Annotated in this window: 26 protein-coding genes and 1 pseudogene; 17 read left to right on the top strand and 10 right to left on the bottom strand. The window is 35.0% G+C overall.

Annotated elements, in window-relative coordinates; translation table 11 throughout:
• Window positions 1–9: 9 nt before the first annotated feature.
• Together ABWU75_RS00310 and ABWU75_RS00315 are read right to left on the bottom strand one after the other, a co-directional pair.
• Window positions 10–1479, bottom strand: a complete 1470-nt coding sequence (locus ABWU75_RS00310) for an AAA family ATPase (RefSeq protein ID WP_353286831.1) — start codon at window positions 1477–1479, stop codon at window positions 10–12.
• Window positions 1457–1693 carry a hypothetical protein gene (locus tag ABWU75_RS00315; RefSeq protein ID WP_264732495.1) on the bottom strand — a complete coding sequence of 79 codons (237 nt, stop codon included), beginning with the start codon at window positions 1691–1693 and terminating at the stop codon, window positions 1457–1459. Before ABWU75_RS00315 ends, ABWU75_RS00310 begins: the two co-directional genes overlap by 23 nt.
• 127 nt (window positions 1694–1820) lie before the next feature.
• On the opposite strand from ABWU75_RS00315, the gene ABWU75_RS00320 reads away from it, so the two are divergent.
• The 3 genes from ABWU75_RS00320 (at window position 1821) to ABWU75_RS00330 (ending at window position 4813) form a co-directional block, all read left to right on the top strand.
• Window positions 1821–2603 (top strand): DsbA family protein, encoded by a 783-nt coding sequence (locus ABWU75_RS00320; protein ID WP_353286832.1) that lies wholly within the window; start codon window positions 1821–1823, stop codon window positions 2601–2603.
• 194 nt (window positions 2604–2797) lie between these two features.
• Window positions 2798–4006, top strand: coding sequence for a hypothetical protein (locus tag ABWU75_RS00325; RefSeq protein WP_353286833.1), 1209 nt, complete (start codon window positions 2798–2800; stop codon window positions 4004–4006).
• A 207-nt stretch (window positions 4007–4213) separates the two neighbouring features.
• On the top strand, window positions 4214–4813 hold the full coding sequence (locus ABWU75_RS00330) for a TIGR02217 family protein (protein ID WP_253307282.1): 600 nt from the start codon (window positions 4214–4216) through the stop codon (window positions 4811–4813).
• Here the strand turns inward: ABWU75_RS00330 and ABWU75_RS00335 are convergent.
• The 4 genes from ABWU75_RS00335 to purE form a co-directional block, all read right to left on the bottom strand.
• Window positions 4806–7451 (bottom strand): 2-oxoglutarate dehydrogenase E1 component, encoded by a 2646-nt coding sequence (locus ABWU75_RS00335; protein WP_353286834.1) that lies wholly within the window; start codon window positions 7449–7451, stop codon window positions 4806–4808. The two genes, ABWU75_RS00330 and ABWU75_RS00335, sit on opposite strands and share 8 nt — an antisense overlap.
• Before the next feature lie 646 nt (window positions 7452–8097).
• Window positions 8098–8277, bottom strand: a complete 180-nt coding sequence (locus ABWU75_RS00340; RefSeq protein WP_264732483.1) for a hypothetical protein — start codon at window positions 8275–8277, stop codon at window positions 8098–8100.
• A 369-nt stretch (window positions 8278–8646) separates the two neighbouring features.
• Window positions 8647–10506, bottom strand: a complete 1860-nt coding sequence (gene mutL / locus ABWU75_RS00345) for a DNA mismatch repair endonuclease MutL (RefSeq protein WP_353286835.1) — start codon at window positions 10504–10506, stop codon at window positions 8647–8649.
• A 7-nt stretch (window positions 10507–10513) separates the two neighbouring features.
• Window positions 10514–11005 (bottom strand): 5-(carboxyamino)imidazole ribonucleotide mutase, encoded by a 492-nt coding sequence (purE, locus tag ABWU75_RS00350; RefSeq protein ID WP_353286836.1) that lies wholly within the window; start codon window positions 11003–11005, stop codon window positions 10514–10516.
• A 435-nt stretch (window positions 11006–11440) separates the two neighbouring features.
• On the opposite strand from purE, the gene ABWU75_RS00355 reads away from it, so the two are divergent.
• From ABWU75_RS00355 to ABWU75_RS00400, 10 genes are all read left to right on the top strand, one after another.
• On the top strand, window positions 11441–11737 hold the full coding sequence (locus tag ABWU75_RS00355) for a helix-turn-helix domain-containing protein (protein ID WP_253310011.1): 297 nt from the start codon (window positions 11441–11443) through the stop codon (window positions 11735–11737).
• 60 nt (window positions 11738–11797) lie between these two features.
• Window positions 11798–12214, top strand: coding sequence for a DNA-directed RNA polymerase subunit omega (gene rpoZ, locus ABWU75_RS00360; RefSeq protein ID WP_264732476.1), 417 nt, complete (start codon window positions 11798–11800; stop codon window positions 12212–12214).
• Window positions 12215–12242: 28 nt separating this feature from the next.
• On the top strand, window positions 12243–12488 hold the full coding sequence (locus tag ABWU75_RS00365) for a monovalent cation/H+ antiporter complex subunit F (protein WP_164224944.1): 246 nt from the start codon (window positions 12243–12245) through the stop codon (window positions 12486–12488).
• Between the two features lie 6 nt (window positions 12489–12494).
• On the top strand, window positions 12495–12782 hold the full coding sequence (mnhG, locus tag ABWU75_RS00370) for a monovalent cation/H(+) antiporter subunit G (RefSeq protein ID WP_096617042.1): 288 nt from the start codon (window positions 12495–12497) through the stop codon (window positions 12780–12782).
• A 1-nt stretch (window position 12783) separates the two neighbouring features.
• On the top strand, window positions 12784–13311 hold the full coding sequence (locus ABWU75_RS00375; RefSeq protein ID WP_264688399.1) for a DUF4040 domain-containing protein: 528 nt from the start codon (window positions 12784–12786) through the stop codon (window positions 13309–13311).
• A complete protein-coding gene (locus ABWU75_RS00380; protein WP_164224942.1) occupies window positions 13304–13723 on the top strand; it encodes a Na(+)/H(+) antiporter subunit B in 420 nt (139 codons plus the stop codon). The genes ABWU75_RS00375 and ABWU75_RS00380 overlap by 8 nt, the downstream gene beginning before the upstream one ends.
• On the top strand, window positions 13720–14046 hold the full coding sequence (locus ABWU75_RS00385; RefSeq protein ID WP_253302472.1) for a cation:proton antiporter subunit C: 327 nt from the start codon (window positions 13720–13722) through the stop codon (window positions 14044–14046). Before ABWU75_RS00380 ends, ABWU75_RS00385 begins: the two co-directional genes overlap by 4 nt.
• A 123-nt stretch (window positions 14047–14169) precedes the next feature.
• Window positions 14170–16113 carry an RNA polymerase sigma factor RpoD gene (gene rpoD, locus ABWU75_RS00390; protein ID WP_353286837.1) on the top strand — a complete coding sequence of 648 codons (1944 nt, stop codon included), beginning with the start codon at window positions 14170–14172 and terminating at the stop codon, window positions 16111–16113.
• A 207-nt stretch (window positions 16114–16320) separates the two neighbouring features.
• On the top strand, window positions 16321–17301 hold the full coding sequence (locus tag ABWU75_RS00395) for an SGNH/GDSL hydrolase family protein (protein ID WP_353286838.1): 981 nt from the start codon (window positions 16321–16323) through the stop codon (window positions 17299–17301).
• 52 nt (window positions 17302–17353) lie between these two features.
• The gene (locus ABWU75_RS00400) at window positions 17354–17521 is read left to right on the top strand and encodes a hypothetical protein (protein ID WP_187297384.1); all 168 of its coding nucleotides are present in this window, start codon (window positions 17354–17356) and stop codon (window positions 17519–17521) included.
• A 128-nt stretch (window positions 17522–17649) separates the two neighbouring features.
• On the opposite strand, the gene ABWU75_RS00405 is transcribed toward ABWU75_RS00400, so the two are convergent.
• Window positions 17650–17820, bottom strand: coding sequence for a hypothetical protein (locus ABWU75_RS00405; RefSeq protein ID WP_353286839.1), 171 nt, complete (start codon window positions 17818–17820; stop codon window positions 17650–17652).
• On the bottom strand, window positions 17817–19016 hold the full coding sequence (locus ABWU75_RS00410) for a hypothetical protein (RefSeq protein ID WP_353286840.1): 1200 nt from the start codon (window positions 19014–19016) through the stop codon (window positions 17817–17819). Before ABWU75_RS00410 ends, ABWU75_RS00405 begins: the two co-directional genes overlap by 4 nt.
• 321 nt (window positions 19017–19337) lie before the next feature.
• On the opposite strand from ABWU75_RS00410, the gene ABWU75_RS00415 reads away from it, so the two are divergent.
• From ABWU75_RS00415 to ABWU75_RS00430, 4 genes and pseudogenes are all read left to right on the top strand, one after another.
• Window positions 19338–19478, top strand: a complete 141-nt coding sequence (locus tag ABWU75_RS00415; RefSeq protein ID WP_353286841.1) for a hypothetical protein — start codon at window positions 19338–19340, stop codon at window positions 19476–19478.
• Window positions 19479–20195: 717 nt separating this feature from the next.
• Window positions 20196–21221, top strand: a complete 1026-nt coding sequence (locus tag ABWU75_RS00420) for an extracellular solute-binding protein (protein WP_353286842.1) — start codon at window positions 20196–20198, stop codon at window positions 21219–21221.
• Window positions 21222–21424: 203 nt separating this feature from the next.
• Complete coding sequence (locus ABWU75_RS00425; RefSeq protein ID WP_264732460.1) at window positions 21425–22312, top strand: aspartate carbamoyltransferase catalytic subunit; 888 nt, start codon at window positions 21425–21427, stop codon at window positions 22310–22312.
• Window positions 22313–22644: 332 nt separating this feature from the next.
• Window positions 22645–22797: pseudogene (locus ABWU75_RS00430) on the top strand (IS4 family transposase); the annotation flags it as partial.
• A gap of 121 nt (window positions 22798–22918) precedes the next feature.
• On the opposite strand, the gene rho reads toward ABWU75_RS00430, so the two are convergent.
• Window positions 22919–24322, bottom strand: a complete 1404-nt coding sequence (gene rho / locus ABWU75_RS00435) for a transcription termination factor Rho (protein ID WP_264328936.1) — start codon at window positions 24320–24322, stop codon at window positions 22919–22921.
• A gap of 192 nt (window positions 24323–24514) precedes the next feature.
• Complete coding sequence (locus ABWU75_RS00440) at window positions 24515–25123, bottom strand: cell cycle transcriptional regulator TrcR (protein ID WP_064124724.1); 609 nt, start codon at window positions 25121–25123, stop codon at window positions 24515–24517.
• Window positions 25124–25411 lie beyond the last annotated feature (288 nt).

A 25411-nucleotide genomic window follows, 5' to 3' on the forward strand; every position in this document is an offset into this window, starting at 1 on the left:
TAAAATAACTTAAAACAAGTCTTCTAGTGTAATCACATGATGTATCGTATCTTTTAGATATTGGTTCTCAGAAACTCCATTTGCAGCAATTAACACCCAGAATATTTGCTTCTTTGATTTCGTTTTTTCTCTATAAATTGCTTCTTTTCTTTTTAATTGTTCGACAAATTCCTTTGTTACTGTATAAGGTTTATCACTATATTTTATCTCACAGAGCATTACACATCCATCTTCTCGATCGAAAACTAGATCTATTTGAGCACCAGACTCTTTACTGTATTTTTCTGGTTGATATTGCCAATCTCCACATATAACTGCTATATGCTCTATATCTAATTTTTTTCTAATTACATTGGCATGTTTAAAACACACTGCTTCAAATGTTTGCCCTGTCCATGTTTGCCAAGCTGGTTTCTTTATTGCTAACTCCCAATAGTGAGCATCACTTATTATTGCCCTTTTTGTTACTTCCTTAAACGGCTCAATCCACGTTAGATAAAATAATACATATTCGTCCATTACCCTGTAATATACTCCTCTCTTTCCCTTGTTCAATGGTAAAAAACCACCAATAAATCCTGCTTCTTCTAAACTCCTTAATTTAGCAGTTAAGCGACCACCCTCAGTGATTTTAGTCGCTTTTATAAGTTCTTTTCTGCTTATCCCTTTTGGCTTTTTTGCAATCGCACGAATGATATTTAGATATGTCTCTGGCTCTTCATACAAGGAGTGAAACAACATATCAAATTCATCAAATAACAAACCACCCTTCTGAAAACAGATCATATTAATGTTTTGTGCTGCTGATAATCCTTTACTTACTTCCTTAAGGTAATGTGGTATTCCTCCAATAGCCATATAGATCTGTAATATCTGCTGGTGATTAAGGTTGATTCCTAAATATCTTAGATACTCTTTAGTTTCACGTAAGTTAAAAGGCTGCAAAGGTATCCTTGCGGTAATGCGGTTATGCAACCCCCCTTTGGTATAAATTATATTTTCCAACATCCAAGAAGCTGCTGAACCACATACAACCAAGATAAGCTTCTTTCGGTTTGTCCAATGTATATTCCAAAAATATTCTAACGTTTCTAGAAAACGAGACTTTCTTGTAGCTAACCATGGAAGTTCATCAAAAAATAAGACAATGTGTTCATTCTCATGTGTGTTATCAATAGCAAGTGTTAATTGTTGTAATGCATCCAGCCACACTTCAGGCAAAGCCATTTTTGCACCTTTATAAAAAGTATTTGATAACGACTGTGTAAAAATTGCAAGTTGTTCCTGCATAGTACCATTATTAAGACCTGTTTGTTCAAATAAAACATCGGCATGTTTACTGAAAAATTGTTTTATTAGGTACGTCTTACCCACACGACGCCGACCATACACTGCAATAAACTCAGCAAATGGGGAAAAGAGAAGCTTACTTTCTAGAATGGCTATTTCCTTTTCTCTACCAATTATTGGTTCGCTCATATAATTTACCGCCGCATTTGTTAGCATTATACACGGCGGTTATAAGATGATCAACTTTTTTTACCGCCATGTTTACAGTTGTTATACGCGGCGGTAAAAGATAGAGCATCTCATAATTGGCTATTCTGGCGATGGTTTGGTCATTTGCATCACCAAGTCTTCTGATGAGCTTTTCAGTAATGTGCTTGAGTTCCATTGTACGTAAAGTTTGCATTTGAGGCAAAACTGGTTATAAAATACACTTGATATAAATGTTTTCATATATTAATATTAGATGCTTCTTTTAATATACAGATAAATGTGTACTAAAGTTTTATGTTGTAGGTTTTTAAATAAATTGTATGTCTAGAATATCGTTTTTATTGATCCTTATACTGGCAGTAGCAAGTTTACCAGTAATAAACAATTGGCTTTCAAATCGCAGCCAAATGCTAAGAGATGATTATATAGGTGAGAAATTAGATAATTATATAAGTAGAAATTTTGATAAGATCGTAAAAACTCTCAAAGAGGAGTCGATTAAAAGTAGTTACGCTGCTCGAGATAATGTGACCAAAAGTAAAATTTCACAATACAAGGATCAAATATTTGACCTTACTTATCCTTACTCCGGAAATGAAAATAGTAGTGTTATAGCTGTAGGTTTCTTTGACTATTCTTGTGGATATTGCAAGACTATAAAAGACGATATAAAACAGTTAATTAACGACGGTAAAATTAAGTATATCTTTAGGGATGCTCCAATACTTGGTAATGACTCTTTAAGGGCAGCAAAAAGCGCTTTAGCTGTTTACTTTATTGATAAAGAAAAATATTTCGACTTTCACTATTCTGCTTTAAGTCACAAAGGAGGATTTTCAGACGAAAGCATATTGGATATAGTGAAAAGCATAGGGATTAATGAAGACGACTTTAATAATTCCATGAAAAATAATGCAGACAAAATTGAGCAAATGATAAATGGCAGTAAGCTCCTAGTAAGAGATTTGGGAGTAGGGGGCACACCTTTTTTAATAATTGGGGATAGTCTGTTTGTAGGAGCAGCTGATTTGAATGTATTACGCAAAAAAGTAGATGAATTAAGTCGCAAGCAAAAACTAGCTTCAGCGATTAATTTGCTATAAAATTTTATTTTTTTACTTGACAACGTAAACGAATCTAATTATGAATGTGATAAATAGCAGTACGTATAAGATACGCAGTAGCTCAAGAAAAGCAGGTGATGCCTACAGTCGAGCATAACCTTAGCCTGCAAAGGTTGACTAATCCATTAAAAAGTGTTAAACTTAACATATAGCTACCATTCTGAGGTTACAATATGAAAGAGCCTAATTATACAAGAGAACCAATTGCTCTTTTTCGACAAATCAAAGAAAAGAAAAAATCAAGTGATTTACTGCATAATTTAAAAAATGCTTGTCCCAAAAATCTAAACATAGGAATTGCTATAAAGACAGGAGATTGCTTTTTTGACTCCGTGGCTCAAGGGTTGAATGAGTTAAATATAAAACCTGGTTATCGTTTTACCGCAAAATCATTAAGAAAAGATTGTGCAGATTATGCTGAAAACAAAAAGGACTCACGATGGGTTTTTAATGAAATAACAAAAAATATTGCTGAAGGATATGCTGTACCTATGATAGGTTCAAACGGAAATGTAATGAAAGATAACCAGAACAATATTATACCAGACAATATTGCATCTTTTGATAGATATTTAAAAGATATTAGAAGTATGGCTACAGAAGCTAGCCCACCTATATGGGGTCGCCCAGGGGTTGAAGGGAGAATGATATGTGATAAGTATGAAGTGGAGCTTTATATTTATTCAATAGAGGAAGATAGTCAAAAAGTTACAGTAACTAAAATTACAGCACATGATGATGATCTAGAAGTTTTTATACAAGATGTGAATCTTGATCAATTAGAGATAGATAATAGTAAAAAAACTGTAGGAGTAGTGAATTACATGCAACATTTTGTACCACTCCTTAGTGGAATTTCTGAAGATATAAAAGAAGATCAACAAGTTTCTAGTGAAGAAATTTTTAGTACAGATAAAAGAGTTCCTCCTTCTAATCAACCAGAGCAAGAAGTACAACAAGAAAGAATTAATACCAGCACTAATGCGACTGTTTATACGGATAAAGAAATCCCTTTTTCTCATCAACTAGAGCAAAAAACACGACAAGAAGGAATTAATGCCAGCGCTAGTGCGACTGTTTATACGGATAGAGAAATTCCTACTTCTAATCAATCAGAGCAAAAAGTACAACAAGAAATAATTAATACCAGTACTAGTGCGCCGGTTTTACAAATTCACATAGATAAAGAAATCCCTTCCTCTCATCAGCAAGAACAAAAAACACAACAAAAAGAAATACAAAAAAAATTAATTAATAATTACAAGAAAGAAGCTGTTTATGGCACAGTTGCTGTGATAGCTGCTATAGTATTCACAGCATCTGCTATAGCTGCTATCATTACTCAAGCAATTCCTTTGCATGTCTTGCTGGAATTGCTTTAGTCGCTGCATGTGTTTGTGTATATCAATTAACGCAGAGTCATAAGAACATTAACGAACTGAAAAGTGAGTTAGAAGAAAATAGTACCCTTACTTTTCTAGAAGAAATAGGATTAAAAATGCACGGTCTTATTAATAAAGCAACTTTAAAAATTTAAGATCTTTCCTGTTTTACTACACCACCTCAATTTTACTTTCATAGGAGGACATATGTCATTCACAGAAATTAGATTTCCAGAAAATATATCTTATGGTTCCACTGGAGGACCGGAATTTTCCACTGACGTTGTAACAACTCATAACGGTTGTGAACAGCGCAACATCAATTGGTCTCATGCACGCACTAGATACAACATAGCTTACGGGGTCAGATCAAACGAGCAGCTAACAGAACTCATAACATTTTTTCATGCACGAAAAGGTAAAGCAATAGGGTTTCGTTTTAAGGATTGGTCAGATTTTATAGCCATTAATCAAAAGATTGGTATAGGAGATAACAAAAAAACGACTTTTCAGCTAATCAAAACTTATGTAAGTGGGGAAGATAAGCATATACGCATGATCAAAAAGCCAGTACATGGGACAGTAAAGATTTATTTAAATGGTAAAGAAGAGAGTGAATATTCAGTAAATTATTCAACGGGAGAAATAACATTTATGAAGCCACCAGTAAAAGATGCGATAATCACTGCGAGCTTCGAATTTGATGTGCCCGTGCGCTTTGATACAGATTACTTAAACGCTTCTATTGATGACTATGGAAGCAATAGCTGGAATAACATTCCACTAGTAGAGGTGAAGTTTAATTAAGCTGCTTTAAAATTTCCTCCTGTTGCTGAGTGTGAACACTAGCATAACCACATGCAGGAGATGCAGCAGCAGGTCTTGCGATACACTTAGGTCTTTTTGCTTGAATATTGAGGTCAGATAACACCTCGTCTATCAATGGGTTGACAAAAAACCATCCCCCCATATTTTTTGGTTCTTCTTGACACCATATAATTTCAGCGTTCTTGTACTTTTCAAGTTCGCTGCTTAATTTATCGGCCGGAAACGGATAGAATTGTTCTAAACGTATCACTGCTATATCGTTTATTTTTTGTGTTTCAAGCATTTCAATTATATCGTAATAAACTTTACCACTGCATATTACAACTTTACGTATTTCATTATTTGAAACTAAACCTGTTCTACATTCTGGAATTACCGTGAGGAATTTTCCTTCAAAGTCAGATAGGTTAGAAACTGCTCTTTTATGACGCAATAGTGATTTAGGTGTAAACACTACTAAAGGCTTACGAAAGTCTCTATGCATTTGTCTGCGTAAGACATGGAAGTAATTCGCCGGAGTGGAACAATTAACTACCTGCATATTATCCTCTGCGCAGAGTTGCAAAAATCTCTCTATACGTGCGGAGCTATGCTCAGGTCCTTGCCCTTCATAACCGTGGGGCAACAATAGAACTAGACCGCTTGATCGCAACCACTTTGTTTCTGCAGATGCGATAAACTGGTCGATCATAATTTGTGCACCATTTGCAAAATCACCAAATTGTCCTTCCCAGAGCACCAGTGAATACGGAGAATCAAGACTATATCCATATTCAAAGCCCATTACAGCATACTCTGATAAAGCGCTATCTATGACCTCAAAGTGAGCTTGCTTTTCATTTATATTGTTTAGCGGAATAAACGCTTCTTCTGTTGCCTGATCAACAAGCCTTGAATGACGGTGCGAGAAAGTCCCACGACCAGAATCTTGTCCTGATAAACGCACTCCTATTCCTTCTGTAAGCAGTGACGCAAATGCAAGACTTTCGGCAGTTGCCCAGTCTATATTGCTACCAGAATTTATGCTGTCTATTCTTCCATCGAGTATTTTTCTAACCTTATTGTTAATGTTAAAGCTACTTGGAATATTGCTATTTATATGCACACCCAATTTTTTCAACTCATCTGGCGGAACACCAGAATCCGTGTAGTATTCGCTCAAATCGTTCAGCTTTGCTCTTCTTAATTTTGACCACACTCCACCGAACCAGTCAGCTTTTTTTGGAGTGTAAGTCACTGATTCAGCAAGACTTTTATCTAATTTTGCCCTGAACTCACTGCGCAATTTATTTACTTCATCGCCATCTAATACTTTCTCTGCAGTCAATTTTTCTTCATACAATGTTCCAGGAGTTTTATGTTTTGATATCAGCTTATACATAAGTGGCTGAGTGAAATTCGGTTCATCGCCTTCATTATGGCCGTATTTGCGGTAGCATATTATATCAATCACTACGTCCTTTTTAAATTTCTGCCTATATTCCATCGCCAGACTTGCAGCAAAACTCACAGCTTCCGGGTTATCTCCATTCACATGGAAAACCGGAGCTTCTATTGATTTTGCTATGTCAGTGCAATAAAAAGAGGATCGTGCGCAGCATGGGTTAGCAGTAAAACCAACTTGATTGTTTATAACAATGTGCACAATACCACCCACTTTATAACCTTCAATGTTGCTTAGGCTCAAGGTCTCGGCAACGACACCTTGACCGATGAAAGCCGCATCACCATGAATTGATATACCAAGCACAGACCTTATATTCTGTTTTGCTCTTATTCTTCCAGCCAAAACCGGATTCACCGCTTCAAGGTGAGATGGGTTAGGGCATAAACTTAAATGTATTTTTTTGCCACCTGTAAGTGCTCGATCAGAAGAATAGCCAAGGTGATATTTAACATCACCAGACACCTCAAGACCACTTGGGTATGCAAGGTTGCCTTGAAATTCAGATAGCATTGCCGCATATTCTTTGCCCATAACTTTGGTCAGAACATTAAGTCGTCCGCGGTGAGCCATGCCAAGAACTACTTCTTCAATGCCAAAAGCCGCAGAATCACTAATAATTCTCTCAATCGCAACAATAGCTAACTCTCCACCTTCGATAGAAAAACGCTTATATCCAGGAAATTTCATATGGAGAAATTGCTCAAACATCTCAGATTCGATCAAGTGCCTCAGGATTTCCTTTTTATCTTGTGAACTCAGCGTATAGGTTTGATTTTCGATCTTGTCCTGCAGCCATATTCTCTCCTCATAAGAGGAGATATGCATAAATTCAAAACCGATATTCTTGCAGTAAATATCTCTATAGATTTCAGCGTCACTTGCCGGAGATAGATTTGAATATTTTTGGTAATCTATTTCTTGATTTTCACTTGGTGACAATGGGTTTAAGTCTGCAAAAAAGTGACCATAGGACCTGAAGAAATTTGCTAAACTAGAAACTGAATCATCTACCTTAGTTGCATTGCAGGGCTCTGCTTTATTAACTTCTAAATTGCTTGAAAAAATTCTATACCAATCTTCCCCGATTGATTTATCGCCCTGCAGATAACGGCTATACATTTCTTCTACAAATTCTGCATTATCGCCATAAAGGCAGCTTAAACTCGACATAATTACTATATAAGATATCAAACACTTATAAGTATAACTTAAGTTTTTTAAAAAAGAACTTTTTTAGTTTCTATGGCTAAACACGTCATACCGTGATTTATTCACGGTATCTCATCCGCTAACAAGTAGCGGAATGACGATTTATCAGCAATCTACGTCATACCGTGATTTATTCGCGGTATCTCTTAGCATAGATCCCGCTAACAAGTAGCGGGATGACGAATTACTATACCACCGCGAACCGTCATACCGTGATTTATTCACGGTATCTCTTAGCATAGATCCCGCTAACAAGTAGCGGGATGACAAATTACTATACCGCCGCGAACCGTCATACCGTGATTTATTCACGGTATCTCTTAGCATAGATCCCGCTAACAAGTAGCGGAATGACGATTTATCAGCAATCTACGTCATACCGTGATTCATTCGCGGTATCTCTTAGCATAGATCCCGCTAACAAGTAGCGGGATGACGAATTACTATACCACCGCGAACCGTCATACCGTGATTTATTCACGGTATCTCACATAGATCCCGCTAACAAGTAGCGGGATGACGATTGTCAGGGTGTCATTCCAGCGCCCCTATGATGTCATTCCAGTGCCTATTTCTTTGTCATCCGAGTAGCTGACACTGGTTCACTCTATAATGGCAGTGCCCCTATGATGTCATTCCAGTGCTCCTTTCTCGTCATCCCAGTGCCCAGACACTGGGATCTAGTTTTCCATAAATGGTGCATTTTAACATAACTTTTATACTTGATAAAATTCCTGGATTCCAGCATCAAGTGCTGGAATGACACCTCTCTTTGAGCTATAAACATTAAGAAATTTACCAAATGAAAAAAAAGGCAAAAGAAGCCCCGAGTAGCGAGTTTTGACTCTATATTACTGTAAGTGGCGCTGTAATAATGTGCTGACGCTTAGTTTAAGCGCGGTTTGGCTGAATGTAGAAAAAATTTAAAAGACATGCAGCCGCTATAATTTTATGTAATCCGCCAATAAATACCTGAGTTTTTTTACTGAATTTTGTCATTGAGCCTGCAGGTCAAAAACAAGTTTTGAGTCATAAATACCCTTATTGTCATGATAAGGGAGCTGGCGGAGTTTGTCAAGTCGTTTTTCGTTTAATCCGTTTCTATGAGCTACTTGGATGACGAGGAAAGAGCACTTACATATTTATGGCAACCTCATTACCTGCGCTCAAAAAGTTTTTCAATATCACTGAGTTTCATTTCTATATAAGTTGGTCTTCCGTGGTTGCATTGCCCGGAATATGGAGTTTTTTCCATTTGTCTCAGCAGCTCATTCATCTCCTCTAACCTCATTTTCCTGCCTGCTCTAATTGATCCATGACAAGCGATAGTAGCCAATATCTTGTTCACTTTGTCTTCTACTGGCAATGTATCTTCTATTTCCGTTAATCTACCCACTATATTAATTAGCATCTCTTTCACATCTATTGCTCCCAAAATTGCAGGGATTTCTTTTACTATCACTTTATTCTCTGATTTGATTTCAATATCAAAACCCATTTCAAATAACTTATCTTTATAGATTTCAATCATCTCTATTCCAGCTTGATTTTTGATTTCAACCGTTTCAGGAAGAAGTAGTTTTTGTCTTTTTATACTTGATTTTTGTTTTAGGCATTCATATACTAACCTCTCGTGGGCTGCATGCTGATCAACTATAATCAATTTGTCTCTTACCTCGGCAATAATGTAAGTATTATAGACCTGACAGCGTGCAAACCCGAGCGGGTGGCTCTCTATCAAATCAACTTGCTCTAACACCTTTTTTTCTAGAACCATAATTTCCGCTTGTGATGGGGATTTCTGTATGCCGGTATAATCAAACGATTTTGACTGTTCTGATAAGCCTTTTGCTTTTTCATTTGGAGAAGCAAATTCTTTTATTAGTTGATTTTCAAAAGGACTTGGTTTCCTTTCGTAAAATTCTTTTTGAACATCAGGTTTATCAAAAGGATCTGATAATGAACCTTTCAAAAAACCCTCTATTGCATTAGTAGTTTTCTGGTCACTAGCTGAAATGACATCAAAGGTGCCTATCCTTCTTGACAACGCTTTGATTAATCCTCTTGTCACTATCTCATATATGAGCTTCTTATTCTGAAACCTTACTTCTGACTTATTTGGATGCACATTTACATCTACTTGATCATAAGGTATCTCTAAATGTAACGCTGCAAAAGGATACCTATCGCTTGGAATAAAATCATGATATGCATACCTAACCGCACCAATAAGTAAATTATCTTTAATTGGCCTTCCATTAACAAATGTATAGATCTGAGTTGACTTACCACGATTGACGGTTGGCTTACAGATGTGTCCCGTAAGTTTGATGCCGTCTTCTTCTTCATTGACTTCCAAAGAATTGCCCTGAAATTCTTCTTCTACTTCACACAATCTATGAAATAACGAAGTCTGCTTAGCGTATTTTAAGAGCTTTTTATTACCTGAAGTGAGAGTAAACCCTATATGATAGTTAACCATTGCTAGGTTGTTTACAATATCAACAATGCTTTGAGTTTCTGCTCTTTCGGTTTTTAGAAATTTTAGTCTATTTGGGGTAGCGAAAAACAAATCTCGTACTTCAATATGTGTCCCTTGTGATAAAGAGTAAGGAGTTAGCTCCCCCATCTTTTCTCCACCCTCATAACTTATAGACCATGCTTCACTTGCTCCGCTTGCTTTAGACGATAATTTTATCCTACTTACTGCTGCTATTGAAGGCAGAGCTTCTCCTCTAAAGCCAAGATGCTTGATTTCTATCAACTCACTATCGCTCAATTTTGAAGTAGCATGGCGCATAAACGCAAGTTCTAAATCGTTTTTTTCTACTCCGTTACCATCATCTGTCACAATAATAAGGTTACGCCCACCACTTTCTATTTTGATCTCTATTTCTAAACTTCCAGCATCTATTGCATTTTCCACTAATTCCTTTACTACACTTGCTGGCCTTTCTATCACCTCCCCCGCTGCTATACGGTTTATGGTTTTTGTGTCTAGAAGGATTATTGCCATAGATTTATTATGAAGCTGGTTTTTCTTTTACTTCTTTGGTCTGTCTCTCTCTCCACTTTTTTAACCTACCTGCAATTTCACTGTTGGAAATTGACAATATAGATACGGCGGTAATGGCAGCATTATATGCTCCATTTTCTCCTATAGACATGGTTGCAACTGGAACACCCTTTGGCATTTGAACTATAGAGAGTAGACTGTCCAGCCCATTTAATTGTTTACTATGCACAGGAACGCCGATAACTGGTAAACAAGTTAATGACGCAACCATACCAGGTAAATGAGCTGCACCTCCTGCACCAGCTATAATAACCTTAAAACCTTCTTCTTGTGCAGATTTAGCAAAATTGAAGAGCCTTTCTGGTGTTCTATGTGCAGATATTATGAATATGTCATGTGAAACTTCTAATGCTTTTAGCATATCGACGGTATGGACCATAGTGGTGTAATCTGACTCACTTCCCATAATAACAGCAACATCTTTTTTTATTTTTGTCATATTCAACACAATTTTACTTACTAACTAAATAGTGTTCCAGCTAAAAAGCAACAAATATTTAAGTTATATTATAAATATAGTATATAGAATTCTCGTTAAAATAGAAATTTTAAAAATTTAAATAAATATCTATGTTAAGATATAGAGATATAAACTTCTTATGTAAGATAAATTTATAAAATAATTATTTTTGTATTTCAAGCTTTGTAATTTTAGCTTGTTCTTTCTGTAAATGATTTTTTCAGAGAGGCTGATGGTAAAATGGTAATTTAAAATTACTAGAAATTTGATTGAAATATTAATATACAATCAACTTAAAGTTTTAAATTTGATATCATATAATTATTGACAAGTTATATGATATTAATATCTTGGTATATTAAATATTATGCTATAATATTTAATAAAGTTAATTGATATGTGAGTGTAAGAATTATGGAAATAATATCGTTAAATAACTTAGACAGTGCAGCAATAAAAACAAAGTTGCTTTATATAATAAATAAAATTATAGAAAAAAATGCTTGGACTCAGGCTTTTGCAGCTGAGAAACTTGGTATTGATCAGCCAAAGGTATCACAAATTAAAAATGGTAAAATAGATGGTTTTTCTTTAGAGCGATTGTTAGGATTTCTAAAAAAACTTGATCATGAAATAACAATCACGATGACAGAAAGCCAAGAAATAAAATCTGAGGCAGAAAAAGTAAAACATGAAGTTGAATCGCAATAGATACAAAGTTGACAACTTGTTTTTTGTGATATAGTATAAAACTTATTAAGGTAGTATCTTATGGCTGAGTCTATTGTAGAAAAGTGTACAGAACAGGTAAGTAACCTTTTCAAATTGGTTCTATTGGCAAGTCAAAGAACACATGATTTAAATACAGGAGCAAGTAATCCAGTTCAAACAGTTCAGTTTAAAGACCATAAAAACACCATAGTTTCCTTATATGAAATAGCAGAAAAACAGGTGGATACTCATGAGCTATTTAACCTTTTGGTAGGTAGATGCAAGGAGTACATGAAAGGAAATATGAATAATGTTTACAGCAGTAATACAAGTAAGCTAGCGAATTTATTAAATTTTTCTGATGGTCAATTTAACACAGATCTTGATGCAAGTCAAGAAAGCCAAGATTATGAAGTGGATGGTGAAATAGATGATGAAATAAATGATCAAGATGGCGATGAAGAAGTATCCGTTTAGAAATCTACTGAAGTTACATAGTCTTTAAATGCTTCACATTGCTATCTATACACTGTTGTTCTGTATGAGTGTAATGTTGTGCCGCATAGTGTCTAAGTCAAGTGATGTGTACAATAAGGTTTTAGCGTTCAATAATTTCTCAACGCAAGTAGTTGTACTCATAACAGCAATATCAATCATTCTGAATAATTTTTTTTTAATTGATATAGCATTGTTGTATGCTAGCGTTAGCTTTATATCAACTATAGCACTAATGAGATTAATGTTGTTTTAATAATTTATGATAGGATCCGTTCTTATATTTTTAGGCATTTGTTCAGTAATCATTTCAAGTGTGGGAGTAATTAGATTTCCTGATTTCTATACTAGGTTACATGCAGCAGGTATTACAGATTCTAGCGGTGCAACGCTATTGTTAATTGGTTTTGCTTTGCAGAATGGATTTTCAATCAATACTGTTAAAATAATATTATTAATTCTTATAATATGGGTAGCTAGCTCAACTAATGGCTATATTTTAGCGCGCACTTATTATAAAGTTAAGAAAAAAACTGTTAAAGAAGGTTAAGGTGTTAGAAATATTAAATGTAGTGCTACTTTTGTTGTTACTAACAGTTACGGTTTTTATAGTCTTCTCGCGACATTTAGTCGTAAGTGCTGTTCTAATGTGTGTATTTAGTTCACTTATTGCGCTTATATACTTAATTATGAATGCACCTGATGTTGCAATTACTGAAGCTTCTGTTGGTGCGGGGCTCAGTACGATTTTTACGTTTGCAGCACTCTCCTTGATAAAGAATCATAAAGTAAATCTATCTCATAACCCTATAACGCTTTTTTTTATGTTATTTCTGGCTGTATGTTTGTCATATTTTATGATTCAATTGCCAGATTTTGGCAGCCACAATGCTCCGATCCACTTGCATGTTGCTCCTTATTATGTGGAAAATACCGAAAAAGCTACCGGTATTCCTAATATAGTGACAGCTGTTTTGGCAAGCTTTCGTGGTTATGACACGTTTGGAGAAACTATAGTAGTTTTTACTGCTGCGCTTTGTATAACGTTGATATTAAAAGAAGAAAAAGACAATGATTAAAGATCCGATATTAAATGCAGTAACATTTTTGATGATACCTTTTATCATTTTATTTGGTTTATACATACAATTTCACGGTGATTACACTCCGGGTGGAGGTTTTCAAGCAGGAATAATTATTGCCTCCGGGATAATATTATATTCAATGCTATTTGGTGTATCTACAACTCTAAAAGCAATACCTTATTCTGTGATTAGATTGACTAACGTGTTAGGTATTTTAATTTATGGAGGAACGGGCGTTGCAACAACTTTACTTGGCCAAAATTTTTTATCTTATGATATCTTGTCAGCCAATAATAGAACCGGTCAAAAATTGGGTATTTTTTTGGTGGAATTAGGTGTAGCATTTACTGTCTGCTCCTCTATGTTAATTATATATATGAATTTTGCTCGTAGGAAAAAACAATGACTTTATATAATTATACGATTATTATTGTATTAATGGTGCTAGGTTTATATATTATTATAAACGATAAAAATTTAATCAAGAAAATGATAGGGGTAAGCGTCTTCCAAGCATCTGTTTTGTTGTTTTACATATCTCTAGGATATATAAAAAATTCTTTGCCTCCTATATTGGTTTCAAATTTTTATTCATATAGCAATCCTATACCTCATGTTTTAATGCTTACTGCTATAGTGGTTGGAATTGCAACATTTTCAGTTGGATTGTCCATAGCAGTAAAAATGGAAGAAAAGTATGGAACAATTGATCAAGACAAGTGTACATAAATTAACAGTATCTTAAACTATATGAAGTAACGAATAGCCACAAGTTAAAAGTAAAATTATAGACTTGCTCGTTGTAAGTTTATTTGTTAATAAGAAATAAAATTATAAACTATAAAGGTAATGATGTCAACTATTAATGATGCAGAAGATAAGAAAAAAATTATCAGAGATCTTGTAACTAAAGGTATAAAAAAAGGTGGTTTTGTCACCTTTGATGATATAAATGATAAATTATCAGATGAAAATTTTTCGTCTGATTTTATAGATGATGCTATATCTTTATTGCAGGATTCCGGAATTAATGTGCTTGAAAGTAGCGAAGATGAAGAAGATATTCCTTCCAACAGTGATGATAGTAAACTTGATGATGATGACACATCGCCAAATGTTACTGCAACTTTAGTACAAAATGATGATCCAGTGAGGATTTATTTACAAGACATGAGCTCTGTAAAGCTTTTGTCAAGGGCAGATGAAATCGAGATAGCAAAAAAAATTGAATCTGAAAAGCATAACATGTTACGTGCAATAATTGAAACATCAGTAACATTAAAGGTGATAAAAGTATGGCGTGATGATTTAAGTAGTGGAGCTCTCTTACTGAGAGAAATTATAGATCTGGATGCAATTTATAACTCTGACTTTAATGTGGTACCCAAAGAAGAGAGTGAAGAAAGTGCTGAAGATGTTGAGGATTCTGAGGATGTTTCTGAAGATGCTGAGTACTGTAGTGATGATGAGAAAGATAGTAAAAAAAGTGATGATGAGAAAGACGGTGATAATGAAGATATAAATTCAGCGAATTTAAATGTTTCTATTCTTGAAATGGAAAGTGACTTATTGCCAAAGGTCATAGTTGCATTGGATGAGATAATTACTTTAACAAATGAAGCATTGGTATTAAGAAAAAATTCTAAAGATTCCTCTGATGAACTAGAGAATTTATATAGTCAAATATGGTCTATAGCATTACAAATTAAGTTAAATGATGCTGCTGTTGCCAGAATTACACAAGAACTTTATAAGATAAATAGATCCATTACGCTTGAAGAGGCTAATCTTATTGCTGAGGCTAGAAAATACGATATCGATAGAGAAAGTTTCTATAAAGTTTATGATGACGTGCTTTTAAAGCACGAATTGAAAAAGATAAGTCTTTTAAAGATCAATGAAAATCAGTCCTCTTTTACAGGTGAATTAAAAAACAAATTTTTAAGGTTTATAGACGATAACTCTGAACATATAGCTAGTACTTTGAACGGTATTAAGCAGCATATACAGGAAGATAACGTGCAAGAATTTAAGGAGCTAATCAGGAGAATACAAAAACACGAACGAGAAGTCTCTGAAGCAAAGCAAGAGATGATTAAGGCTAACTTAAGGCTAGTAGTTTCCATTGCTAAGAAGTATTCAAAAAGAGGCCTTGATCTGCTTGATTTGATACAAGAAGGCAATATTGGTCTTATGAAGGCCGTGGATAAGTTTGATTACAAACGTGGATATAAATTTTCGACTTATGGCACTTGGTGGGTAAGACAATCAATCACTAGGGCAATACCTGAGCAGTCTAAAGTAGTTAGAATACCAGTTCATATGGTAGAAGTTATCAGTAAAATCAACAGAGCATTAAGAAAAATGACTCATGAGATGGGAAGAGAGCCGACGTTAGAGGAATTAAGTGTAGAACTGACAATGCCACTGGAAAGAATACGCAAAGTTATGAAAATAGCAAGGGACCCAGTAAGTCTTGAAGCTCCAACAGGAAAGGATGATAGTAGTACCTTCGGTGATTGTATAGAAGATAAGCGAGTCTCCAGACCAGAGGATGCTGCAATACTTGCTGACTTGCGTGGCATTACAACCAATGTTCTTGCAACTCTAACACCAAAGGAAGAAAGAATTCTAAGAATGCGTTTTGGCCTTGGTAAAGATGGGAAGGAGCATACCTTAGAAGAAGTAGGAAAAATTTTTAATGTAACACGTGAGAGAATTAGGCAAATAGAGGCAAAAGCACTGCGCAAGTTGAAACATCCAAGCCGCGCTAGAAAACTTAGAGGGTTCTTTTAAGTATACGTGTCAAGTTAAGAAGAAGCTGATTTTGCCCGGAAAAAGTGGAGAAAAAGTCAGAGCGTTTTTAAAATAAAACGTTTTTTCAAAAAGGTATGATATGAAGGAAATGCACAATAAAGTTTAAAATGGGGGTTGTAAAAAAGTTGCACCGCTATTTTTTTTTATGAATCTAATGAAACAACATGCTAATCTACGGTAAATATTATGACAAACAAAAATGACAATTCTAATTCAAAGTATAGAAATTTTTATGTTCTGGGTGATAGTTTATCCGATAATGGCGCAATCATTGGAATTTTAAATAACTTATCCTTTGCAAAAAGCGTAAAGTTTGATGACCCTTTTTATCAAGGAGGATCTTTTAGCAATGGCCCTACTGCTGTTGAATATGTAGCAAAATATTTAGATTTAGACGAATTTAAACCTGGGTGGAGTTATTCATTTTTTGGGAAATGCCACGAACAGCAAGGTCAAAACTATGCAGTTTCATGTGCAACAGCATCTGAAATTTTTGACCCTATTTTTTCTTATTTCTTCAATAAATTTCGTTTAGCTAACCAGCTAGATGCGGTAATTAAACATCATCCAGATATAGGTGAAGAAGATTTATTTTGCATCATAATCGGCGGAAATGATGTTATGGTTGCCACTGTTTATGACGATACTAAAGCGGAAGAAGTGTTGGAACAAGCAGTGAGTGAAATATGTAATGCACTTAAGGTTCTAAATGAACATGGTGTTAAGCATGTAGTTGTTGCAAACGCACCTGAAGTTGGCTCAATACCAGCTTTTAATAGAGATGAAGAAGCAAGGGAACTAGCTACGAAGCTCACAGAGAGTTTCAATGCAAAATCGGCTAATGGCTTAGATTATATGAAGAAAAGTACAAATCTTGAAATAAAAGCATTTGATCTTAACTCTAAAATGAAAAGTATGCTTAGCGAATACAAGAGCAAAGGTTTAAATTGTCAAGATGCATGCACATCGAACATTGCAAACCAAATTGGGAGATTTAAAGAAAATATAAAAATACTCTTAAAGTTGATATTTAAAGGGGAACTTGACGTTCACTATAACCCTGGGTGTAGCGAAGAAACACTAAAGGATTATTTCTTTTTTGATTATTTCCATCCAACTGCAGAACTTCATCATGAAGTTGGTAATGAAGTGTATGAGTTGATTTGACACAGTTTTTTGAACATTCCCTAGATCCCAGTGTCCCTATGATGTCATCCCAGTGCTTGACACTGGGAACCAGAAAAGTTTGCTTGTTCACAAGCAAACTAGCACAGAAAGTGATTACAACATTTTCGATGAGATTATATGGAAAACTGGATCCCAGTGTCTGGGCACTGGGATGACATCGTTTACTATGTGCCATATTGCAATGTTCGTACAGCTGTGAGTCACGCACTTTGCTTCAATATTTGCACATTAGCCACTCCTCTGAACAGATACAGTCAGTTTAGCTATAACTTCCTAAGTTTGCTCACAATCTCTTGACTTGACCATATGTTTTTTTCCCAAATGTTACTATCTTCCTCCTTTTCCTTTCTCAATTTGTGCAACCATTTCCTTAACACTTACTTGTGTGGAAGGAGGATTTTTGCTGACATGAGATTTTGGATCAGATTTTGCTGTTATGTGTTTCGTTGCAGATCTTTTATTCTCTGTTAGAAATGAATGAGATTGTTTTTTCTTCACACCGATATCCGCTTGTGCTGCTGGGGTAGTTTTGCTTGATTTTGCTCAAATTTTTCTTTTAATGCCTTTACTTTACTGCCCATCTCGCGATTAGCTCCTCCTTTCATAGTAGCTGCTGCTACTTTTGGTATCGCCTTACCAGCAGCTTTTTGTGCTGATTTCCTATTGTCTTGATTTTCAGATTTTAGTGGTACTGTAGGTTTACTTTCAGCTGATTTTTTAAGAATTACTTCTACTACTTTTGGCTCTGTGCTTACTTTTTGATCAGCACGGCTTAGATTTTTAGGCTTTGGCGGTACTGCAGGTTTATCTTTGACTACCACTTTCGATTCTTGTCTAACTTCTTGAACAGTAGTAAACATTTTTTTTGGCACTTGCGATGCTTTTAGTGGTTTTGTTAGTACGAGGGATTGAGGTTGTTGTTTCTGCTTACGTTCTCTTTTTGCTTCTATATGTTCTTTAGAAACTGTTGCATAAATTGGCTCTTCTTTGGGCGATTTTGAACTCTGCGAATTTTCTATTAAAATTTTACTCTTCTTCTCTTGATAATGTGATATGTCTTCATATTCATGCTCTTCATTTAATGAACTTCCATAGCCTAAATCTTCTCTCTGCTCATATAAAGGATTTTCCTTTTGCTTTTTCTCTTGATAATGTGATATGTCTTCATATTCATGCTCTTCATTTAATGAACTTCCATAGCCTGAATCTCCTGCTTGTAGCTCATATAAAGGATTTTCTTCTTGCTTTGACGCTGTTCTATCCTCTAAGTTCACTCCATACAATCTATGTTCCTCCTGATTTTTTTTACTTTGCTCTAAATCTGAAATTTTCTTTAAAACATTTAGGTATTCGAATGTTATTTTTTCAGCAAGACTGGGCAATTTATCATTAGCAAAATTTCTTATATCGTTATCCTGAATTGAAGCATCTTTTCCCAAGATTTTATTAAATGTTTCCTTGAATATTCCAAAAAAACCTGATGGCTTTTTGTTCACCGGTTCTATATAATTATTCAAGTCACTACATATAACAAACTTAGCTACATCTTCTGCCTTATCTGTAAAACTCTCTAATGTCTGGGATAAATCTCTCACTGTTTTATTATATTGTTCACCAATATTTTTCAGCTTTATAGCTTCTATCAAGGAGTCGAGATTTTTTTTATAGTTCTCACTTTTAAATGGATCATTCATACTAATTACAGCTCATTATTTATTAAAATATAGATCTAAAATATTAAGATCTAGTAAATATTACTTTTGTAATTCATGTAGAACTATAGCTATAATAAGTAATACGTCATACCGCCGCGGTATCTCTTAGCCGCTAACACGTAGCGGGATGACGAATATACCGCCACGAACCGTCATACCGCCGCGGTATCTCCTTAGCATAGATCCCGCTAACAAGTAGCGGGATGACGAGATTATCGTCATTCCGCCGCAGACCGTCATACCGCGATTCATTCGTGGTATCTCAGCCGCTAACAAGAGATCCCGCTAACAAGTAGCGGGATGACGGTTGTCAGGGTAGCTGTCATCCCAGTGCTCCTAATAATGTCATCCCAGTGCGTGACACTGGGATCTAGTCTTTATCATGCAGCCACTTATTTAAAGTTAAGTTTTCTGGATTCCAGTGTCTGGGCACTGGGATGACAGCAGTCCTACGTCATACCGCGATTCATTCCTACGTCATACCGCGATTCATTCGCGGTATCTCTTAACATAGATCCCGCTAACAAGCAGCGGGATGACACCTCTCTTGGGCTCTTTTAGCTATAAACATTAAGAAATTTACCAAACGAAAAAAAAGGCAAAAGAGGCCCTGGTCATTGTCTATTTTCTGTATTGGCGTTTTTTTAAGTCTTAAACACTGCAATTTAGCTGCTTTTAAGTGCAGCTCACCTTAGTTCAAATGTTTAAGAAATTTACTAAGCAGAAAAAAAGGCAAAAGAAACCCCGTGTTAGCTAGTTGTCACTCTCTAATCCTGCAAATTGGCGTACTATACTGTCTTAAACGACTTATAAGCGCGTTTCAGCTTGTGTAGGTAAAAACCTAGAAATATTGTGAAGACATAAGGTGCACATAGTGCAAAAAATTAAAAATAAGACACCAACTACGTTGTTTTCTTGCTGTTTAATCTGCACAGATGAAGATAACTGAATACCTTCAGTTTCATGATAAGGGGGCTGGCGGAGTTTGTCAAGTAGGTTTTATGGCTTAGCGTCACGCGCTGGAATGACAATTTCGATTATTTCATACATTGACTTCGGTAAATCCAAATTATATTAGCTACATCTAACGAATTTTACACTTGCTAAGATTGCGCTATTTGAGTATCTTTAACTGAAAGAAGTTATTTTTTATCCAATATGAAAAAAGCCTTTATATTCACATCCTTAATAGCAGTTGTATTAATAGTCATTACTTTTTTGTATAAAAACAGCGGAATTGACAATTCACAAGTAGTGAATGTCTATTCATCGCGCAAAGAAGAATTAGTACGTACTTTATTTGATGAATTTACAAAAAATACAGGCATTAAAGTACGTTACATCATTGATGATTATTCTCAGCTACTTTCACGCATGGAAAATGGCGGTGAAGCTGACTTGCTTTTAACTGCAGATGCAGTGAACCTGATTTTGGCAAAAAAAAGAGGGCTTTTATCTCAAGTGGATTCAGAGATTTTAAAAAGTGTTATACCTGCAAAATTTAGAGATAGTGAAGATTATTGGTTTGGCCTTACAAAAAGAACCAGAATATTAGTTTATAATAAAGAGTCAGTAAATCCTAAAAACTTAAGTACTTATGAAGATTTAGCAAATGAAAAATGGAAAGGAAAAATATTAGTGCGTTCTTCTACAAGTCCATATAACCGGTCATTGATTGCTTTTATGATTGCAAATAATGGTTTTGAAAAGACGAAAGAATGGGTAAGTGGAATTGTGAGTAATATGGCAAGAAAACCAAGTGGTGGTGATACTGACCAAATTTATGCTGTAGCTGCTGGTGAAGGAGATGTTGCAATAGTAAATAGTTATTACTTTGCAAGAATTCTTTCATCAGAAAATAAAAAGAATGTTATAGACAAGCTAGGGGCTTTTTTTCCTAATCGCAATGATCACGGCGTAATGGTAAACATCAGTGGTGCAGCAGTAACAAAAAACGCAAAAAACAGGGAAAATGCTATAGTCTTATTGGAATTTTTAGTAAGCAAGCAGGCTCAAGAGCTATACGCTAAAAAAAACCAAGAATACCCTGTTATTGAAGGCGTTGAAACTTCCGATATACTAAAGTCTTGGGGAAATTATCCACAAAGTGATTTACCTCTAAGTGAACTTGAGAAGCATCTTCTTGAGGCTGTTATGATAGCGGATGAGTGTAAGTGGAAGTAATCCCCAGTGCCACTGAACACTGGGATGAAAGATTTATGCTAATGTACCTTACTCTTGACTCGCTGAACTTTTTCTTCCTTCTAACTTAATTTTGACTTTACTATCTTTTTCTGTTCTTTCACCAAAACAATTGCTGCACAAGAGGTCTATTGAAAAACAATAATAAGAAAGTAGAATAGGTTCAAGTAGTTGAAAAGGAAATTATGAACAAGAGAAGGAATTTGTTAAACATCTCAGACCTTACAGTCGATGATGTAGAAAATATAACTAAGTTGGCCAACCAGTACCTTAAAAAAGAAGCTGCAAATAGTCATATCTTGGAAAATAAGACAGTAATAAATTTATTTTTTGAAGATTCAACGCGTACACTTGCGTCTTTTGAAATAGCAGCAAAAAGCCTTGGAGCAAATGTTGTAACTTTGCCAATAAGATCTTCTTCTATTAACAAGGGAGAAGATCTAAAAGACATGATCAAAACATTAAATGCAATGAATCCTGATTACATGATAATCAGGCAAAAAAATAGCGGTACTGTTAATATGCTGGCTAAGAATGTTAGCTGCTCGCTAATCAACGCAGGCGATGGAAGCAGTGAACACCCAACTCAAGCTCTTGCAGATTATCTTGTAATCATCAATCATAAAAAGCAAATAAAGGACCTCAAAGTTGTGATATGTGGAGATATTCTGCACAGTAGAGTTGCAAGATCAAATATAAGATTGCTAAAAATGTTTGGAGCAAAAATATGCTTGGTCGCACCACCAACTTTGATTTGTAAGCATTTTCCTGAAGTAGATTCAGTCCATTATTCATTAATTGAAGGTATAAAGGATGCTGACGTAATTATGCTTTTGAGGCTGCAGAAAGAGCGCATGAATAATAGTTCTTCAGAGAAAGAATATTTTCATTTGTATGGACTTGATTCACAAAAGCTATCATACGCAAAACCAGATGCGATTGTTATGCACCCAGGGCCAATAAATAGAGGGATTGAGATTAGCAGCGATGTAGCAGATTGTGTTATTTTACAGCAAGTAGAATTTGGATTGGCAATACGTAAGGCAGTGCTGCACTATTATAGGCCTTGTTAATATTAAAAGATGCTACACAACTAATGCGAAAGAAGGGTTTTTTCATGAAATGACGAGGCTTGTAAATGGTTTGAGAATGGCCATTAAGATGTTAAGGCCGAGGATATGGTGTGGAAGTTTTTACGAAAGCCTGAAGTCAATCAACAACCTTGCAGAACGGCAAATTAGACGGCTATCGTAAAAACAGCTTTTTCACCTGGTTGGAACGTGGGGAAAGGTTCGTGGAAGAATGTTGTCGATATTTTTGACATCACGTCTCAATGGCCAAAATCCCTTCCAAAAGTTACGACTGCTTAGTTCTTTATTCATTCTCACAATCCGTGAACGGTTACTTGTTTTTAGCGTTAAGCAGCAAAATTAATAATTTGAGAATTTTCCTGAAAAAACTTACCACAAACTGGTCACAATTTTCTGTGAAAGACAGATATAGAAAGACTAGAGTATCCACCTTAAGTTCATTGAATTTTCTTACCTTTGCTTCTTAACTTGACGCGTATAGTTTATTTAACGCTCCCTAAGTTCGCCATTGCCTGAACGGATACAATTATTTTAACTATAAAAGCGTTTTACTTTTTGCTCAGCATATCCATCATAACTGGCTTACTTTTAGTGATTCATGGAGTTAAAAAAGTCAGCATTGCTCTTTGTTAAAAGTAGTTTGTCACGTAAAAATTCCATTGCTTCAACAGATCCCATAGGATTGAGTATTCTACGCAACACCCATATTTTATTTAGTATAGCCTTATCAACTAATAGCTCTTCCTTCCTTGTTCCGGATTTTGTAATGTCAATAGCTGGAAATATACGTTTATCAGAAAGTTTTCTATCAAGTATAATCTCAGCGTTTCCTGTACCTTTAAACTCTTCAAAAATAACCTCATCCATTTTTGAACCAGTGTCTATAAGAGCTGTAGCGATGATTGTCAAAGAACCACCATTTTCAATATTACGAGCCGCTCCAAAAAAACGCTTGGGTCTCTGCAGTGCATTTGAATCCACACCACCAGTTAGAACTTTCCCAGACGAAGGAATAACAGCGTTATAAGCACGTGCAAGTCTAGTAATATTGTCAAGTAGGATTACCACATCTTTTTTATGCTCAACCATTCTTTTAGCTTTTTCTATTACTATTTCAGCAAGCTGTACGTGACGGTAAGCAGGCTCATCAAACGTAGAACTCACTACCTCACCTTTTACAGAACGTATCATATCTGTTACTTCTTCAGGTCTTTCATCTATAAGTAACACTATTAATTCTATTTCAGGGTGATTTATAGCTATAGAGTTAGCCATTTGCTGAAGCAATACAGTTTTTCCTGTGCGAGGTGGAGCAACTACTAACGCTCTTTGCCCTTTCCCAAGAGGAGCTACTATATCTATAGCACGCATGCTTAAGCCTTTTTTATCATCACCACTATTACACTCAAGTACTATGCTTTCCTCAGGATAAAGAGGAAGCAAATTATCAAAATGGACGTACTTTCTTAATTCACTGACTTCAGTAGAGTTTATACTTTGAACCTTAGTTAAAGTAAAATATCTTTCTTTATCACCAGGTGGCCTTATTTCTCCACATGCCATATCTCCTGTACGTAAATTAAACTTCTTTATTTGCCCGTTAGAAATATAAACATCATCGGTACTTGGAGCATAATTTGCACTTGCTGAACGTAAGAAACCGAAACCATCAGGCAATATTTCCACTATTCCACTCCCTGTGGTTATGCCTCCTTCTTCGCTCATTTTCTTCATTAAGCTGAATATCATTTCCTGCTTTAGCATTCTACCATTGCTTTTACCGTTAGTTGAAATTTTTCTTTCTTCAGCTAACTCTAACAATTCTTCTGCTGTTTTCTCTTTTAATTCGCTCAGATCTAATGTTTTTCTGTTTTTCTCAGTACCTTCATTGACCATCTGTTTTACTGTATCGTTATTGTGAATTTGCTCACTTTTTTCAGGTTGAGCTGTAACCTTTCCTTTTGCCAAAACATCTTCATTGATTGTTGTCATAATCCTCCAAAAATTTTAATTGATGCTTACTAACCTAAAATGTGACTATAAGATAATAAATTAGGCTGAGCTAGTTTTAGTGCGTATTAAGCTTAATTATTATTAAACCCCGTACTTTACTTACATTATACTAATAAACACTAGCAAGTCAAGTTAATTTAATGTTAACAAAGCACAAAAATTTGAGGATTTTCAATAGCTATTCTTTATATTTTTTAACCTTTCTTGCTTCTCTTCTTCTACTTTTGCTTTTTCCACTTCTGCTTCTAAATTTTCTTGACTACATAAGCCAAGTAGTACAGGATCTTGGGGTTTTATATTTTGCATGTTATGATGAGATCCATCTCTTACTTGCTCAACTGTGTAATTTGTTGTACTAATTAATTTAGCTATAACGTTATTATCCAAGATAGGAAATTTTTTTACTAAATAATAAATCGCATCAGGTTTATCTCTACGCCTTGCCGTAGAGGCAAAGCCAAGAATGCTACCAATCGCTTTACTCCTTTTTTTTATATTTTTTATAATCAAATTTGGTACACGGTTTGAATTTTTTTTGCAATCATCGATTTCTTTTTCAGTAATTACCCCAGAAATAATAGGGTTATATTTTTCAACTTCTATTTCCTCATCAGCTATGTCTTGTACTTCTTCAAGGGCCAACCTACAGCATTGTGCTATTTGATTAAAAGTTAAACCAGTGTTGTCTACTAACCAAGCAGCTATTTGCATTAGAAACTGTTTATTTCTATCGTTATTGCCCTTAGAAGATTCCATTGACATCAAAAAAGCATCTCCCATTTAAAGTATCCCTTACTGTTATACAGAGCTAAAATATAAGCTATTAAAACTAAAAAAGCATTAATTTTGTCATTCAATGACTTTTTGTTTGTCACTTCCCACCTCTTAAGTTAATTAAATGCGCTTACGTTTAAGCATATTTCAAACGATTCAAAAAAATATTTTCCCTTCTTAAGGTATAGTATAACTTAGTCAAACATATGTTTCTATTTAAGAAAAGAGTTAAATTTTAAGTTAATATATTGTAATATTATATATATTGGCTAATAAAGCAACAGGTTTACAAGA

It is taken from the genome of Wolbachia endosymbiont (group A) of Anthophora plumipes (assembly GCF_964028115.1).
Taxonomy (GTDB): Bacteria; Pseudomonadota; Alphaproteobacteria; order Rickettsiales; family Anaplasmataceae; genus Wolbachia.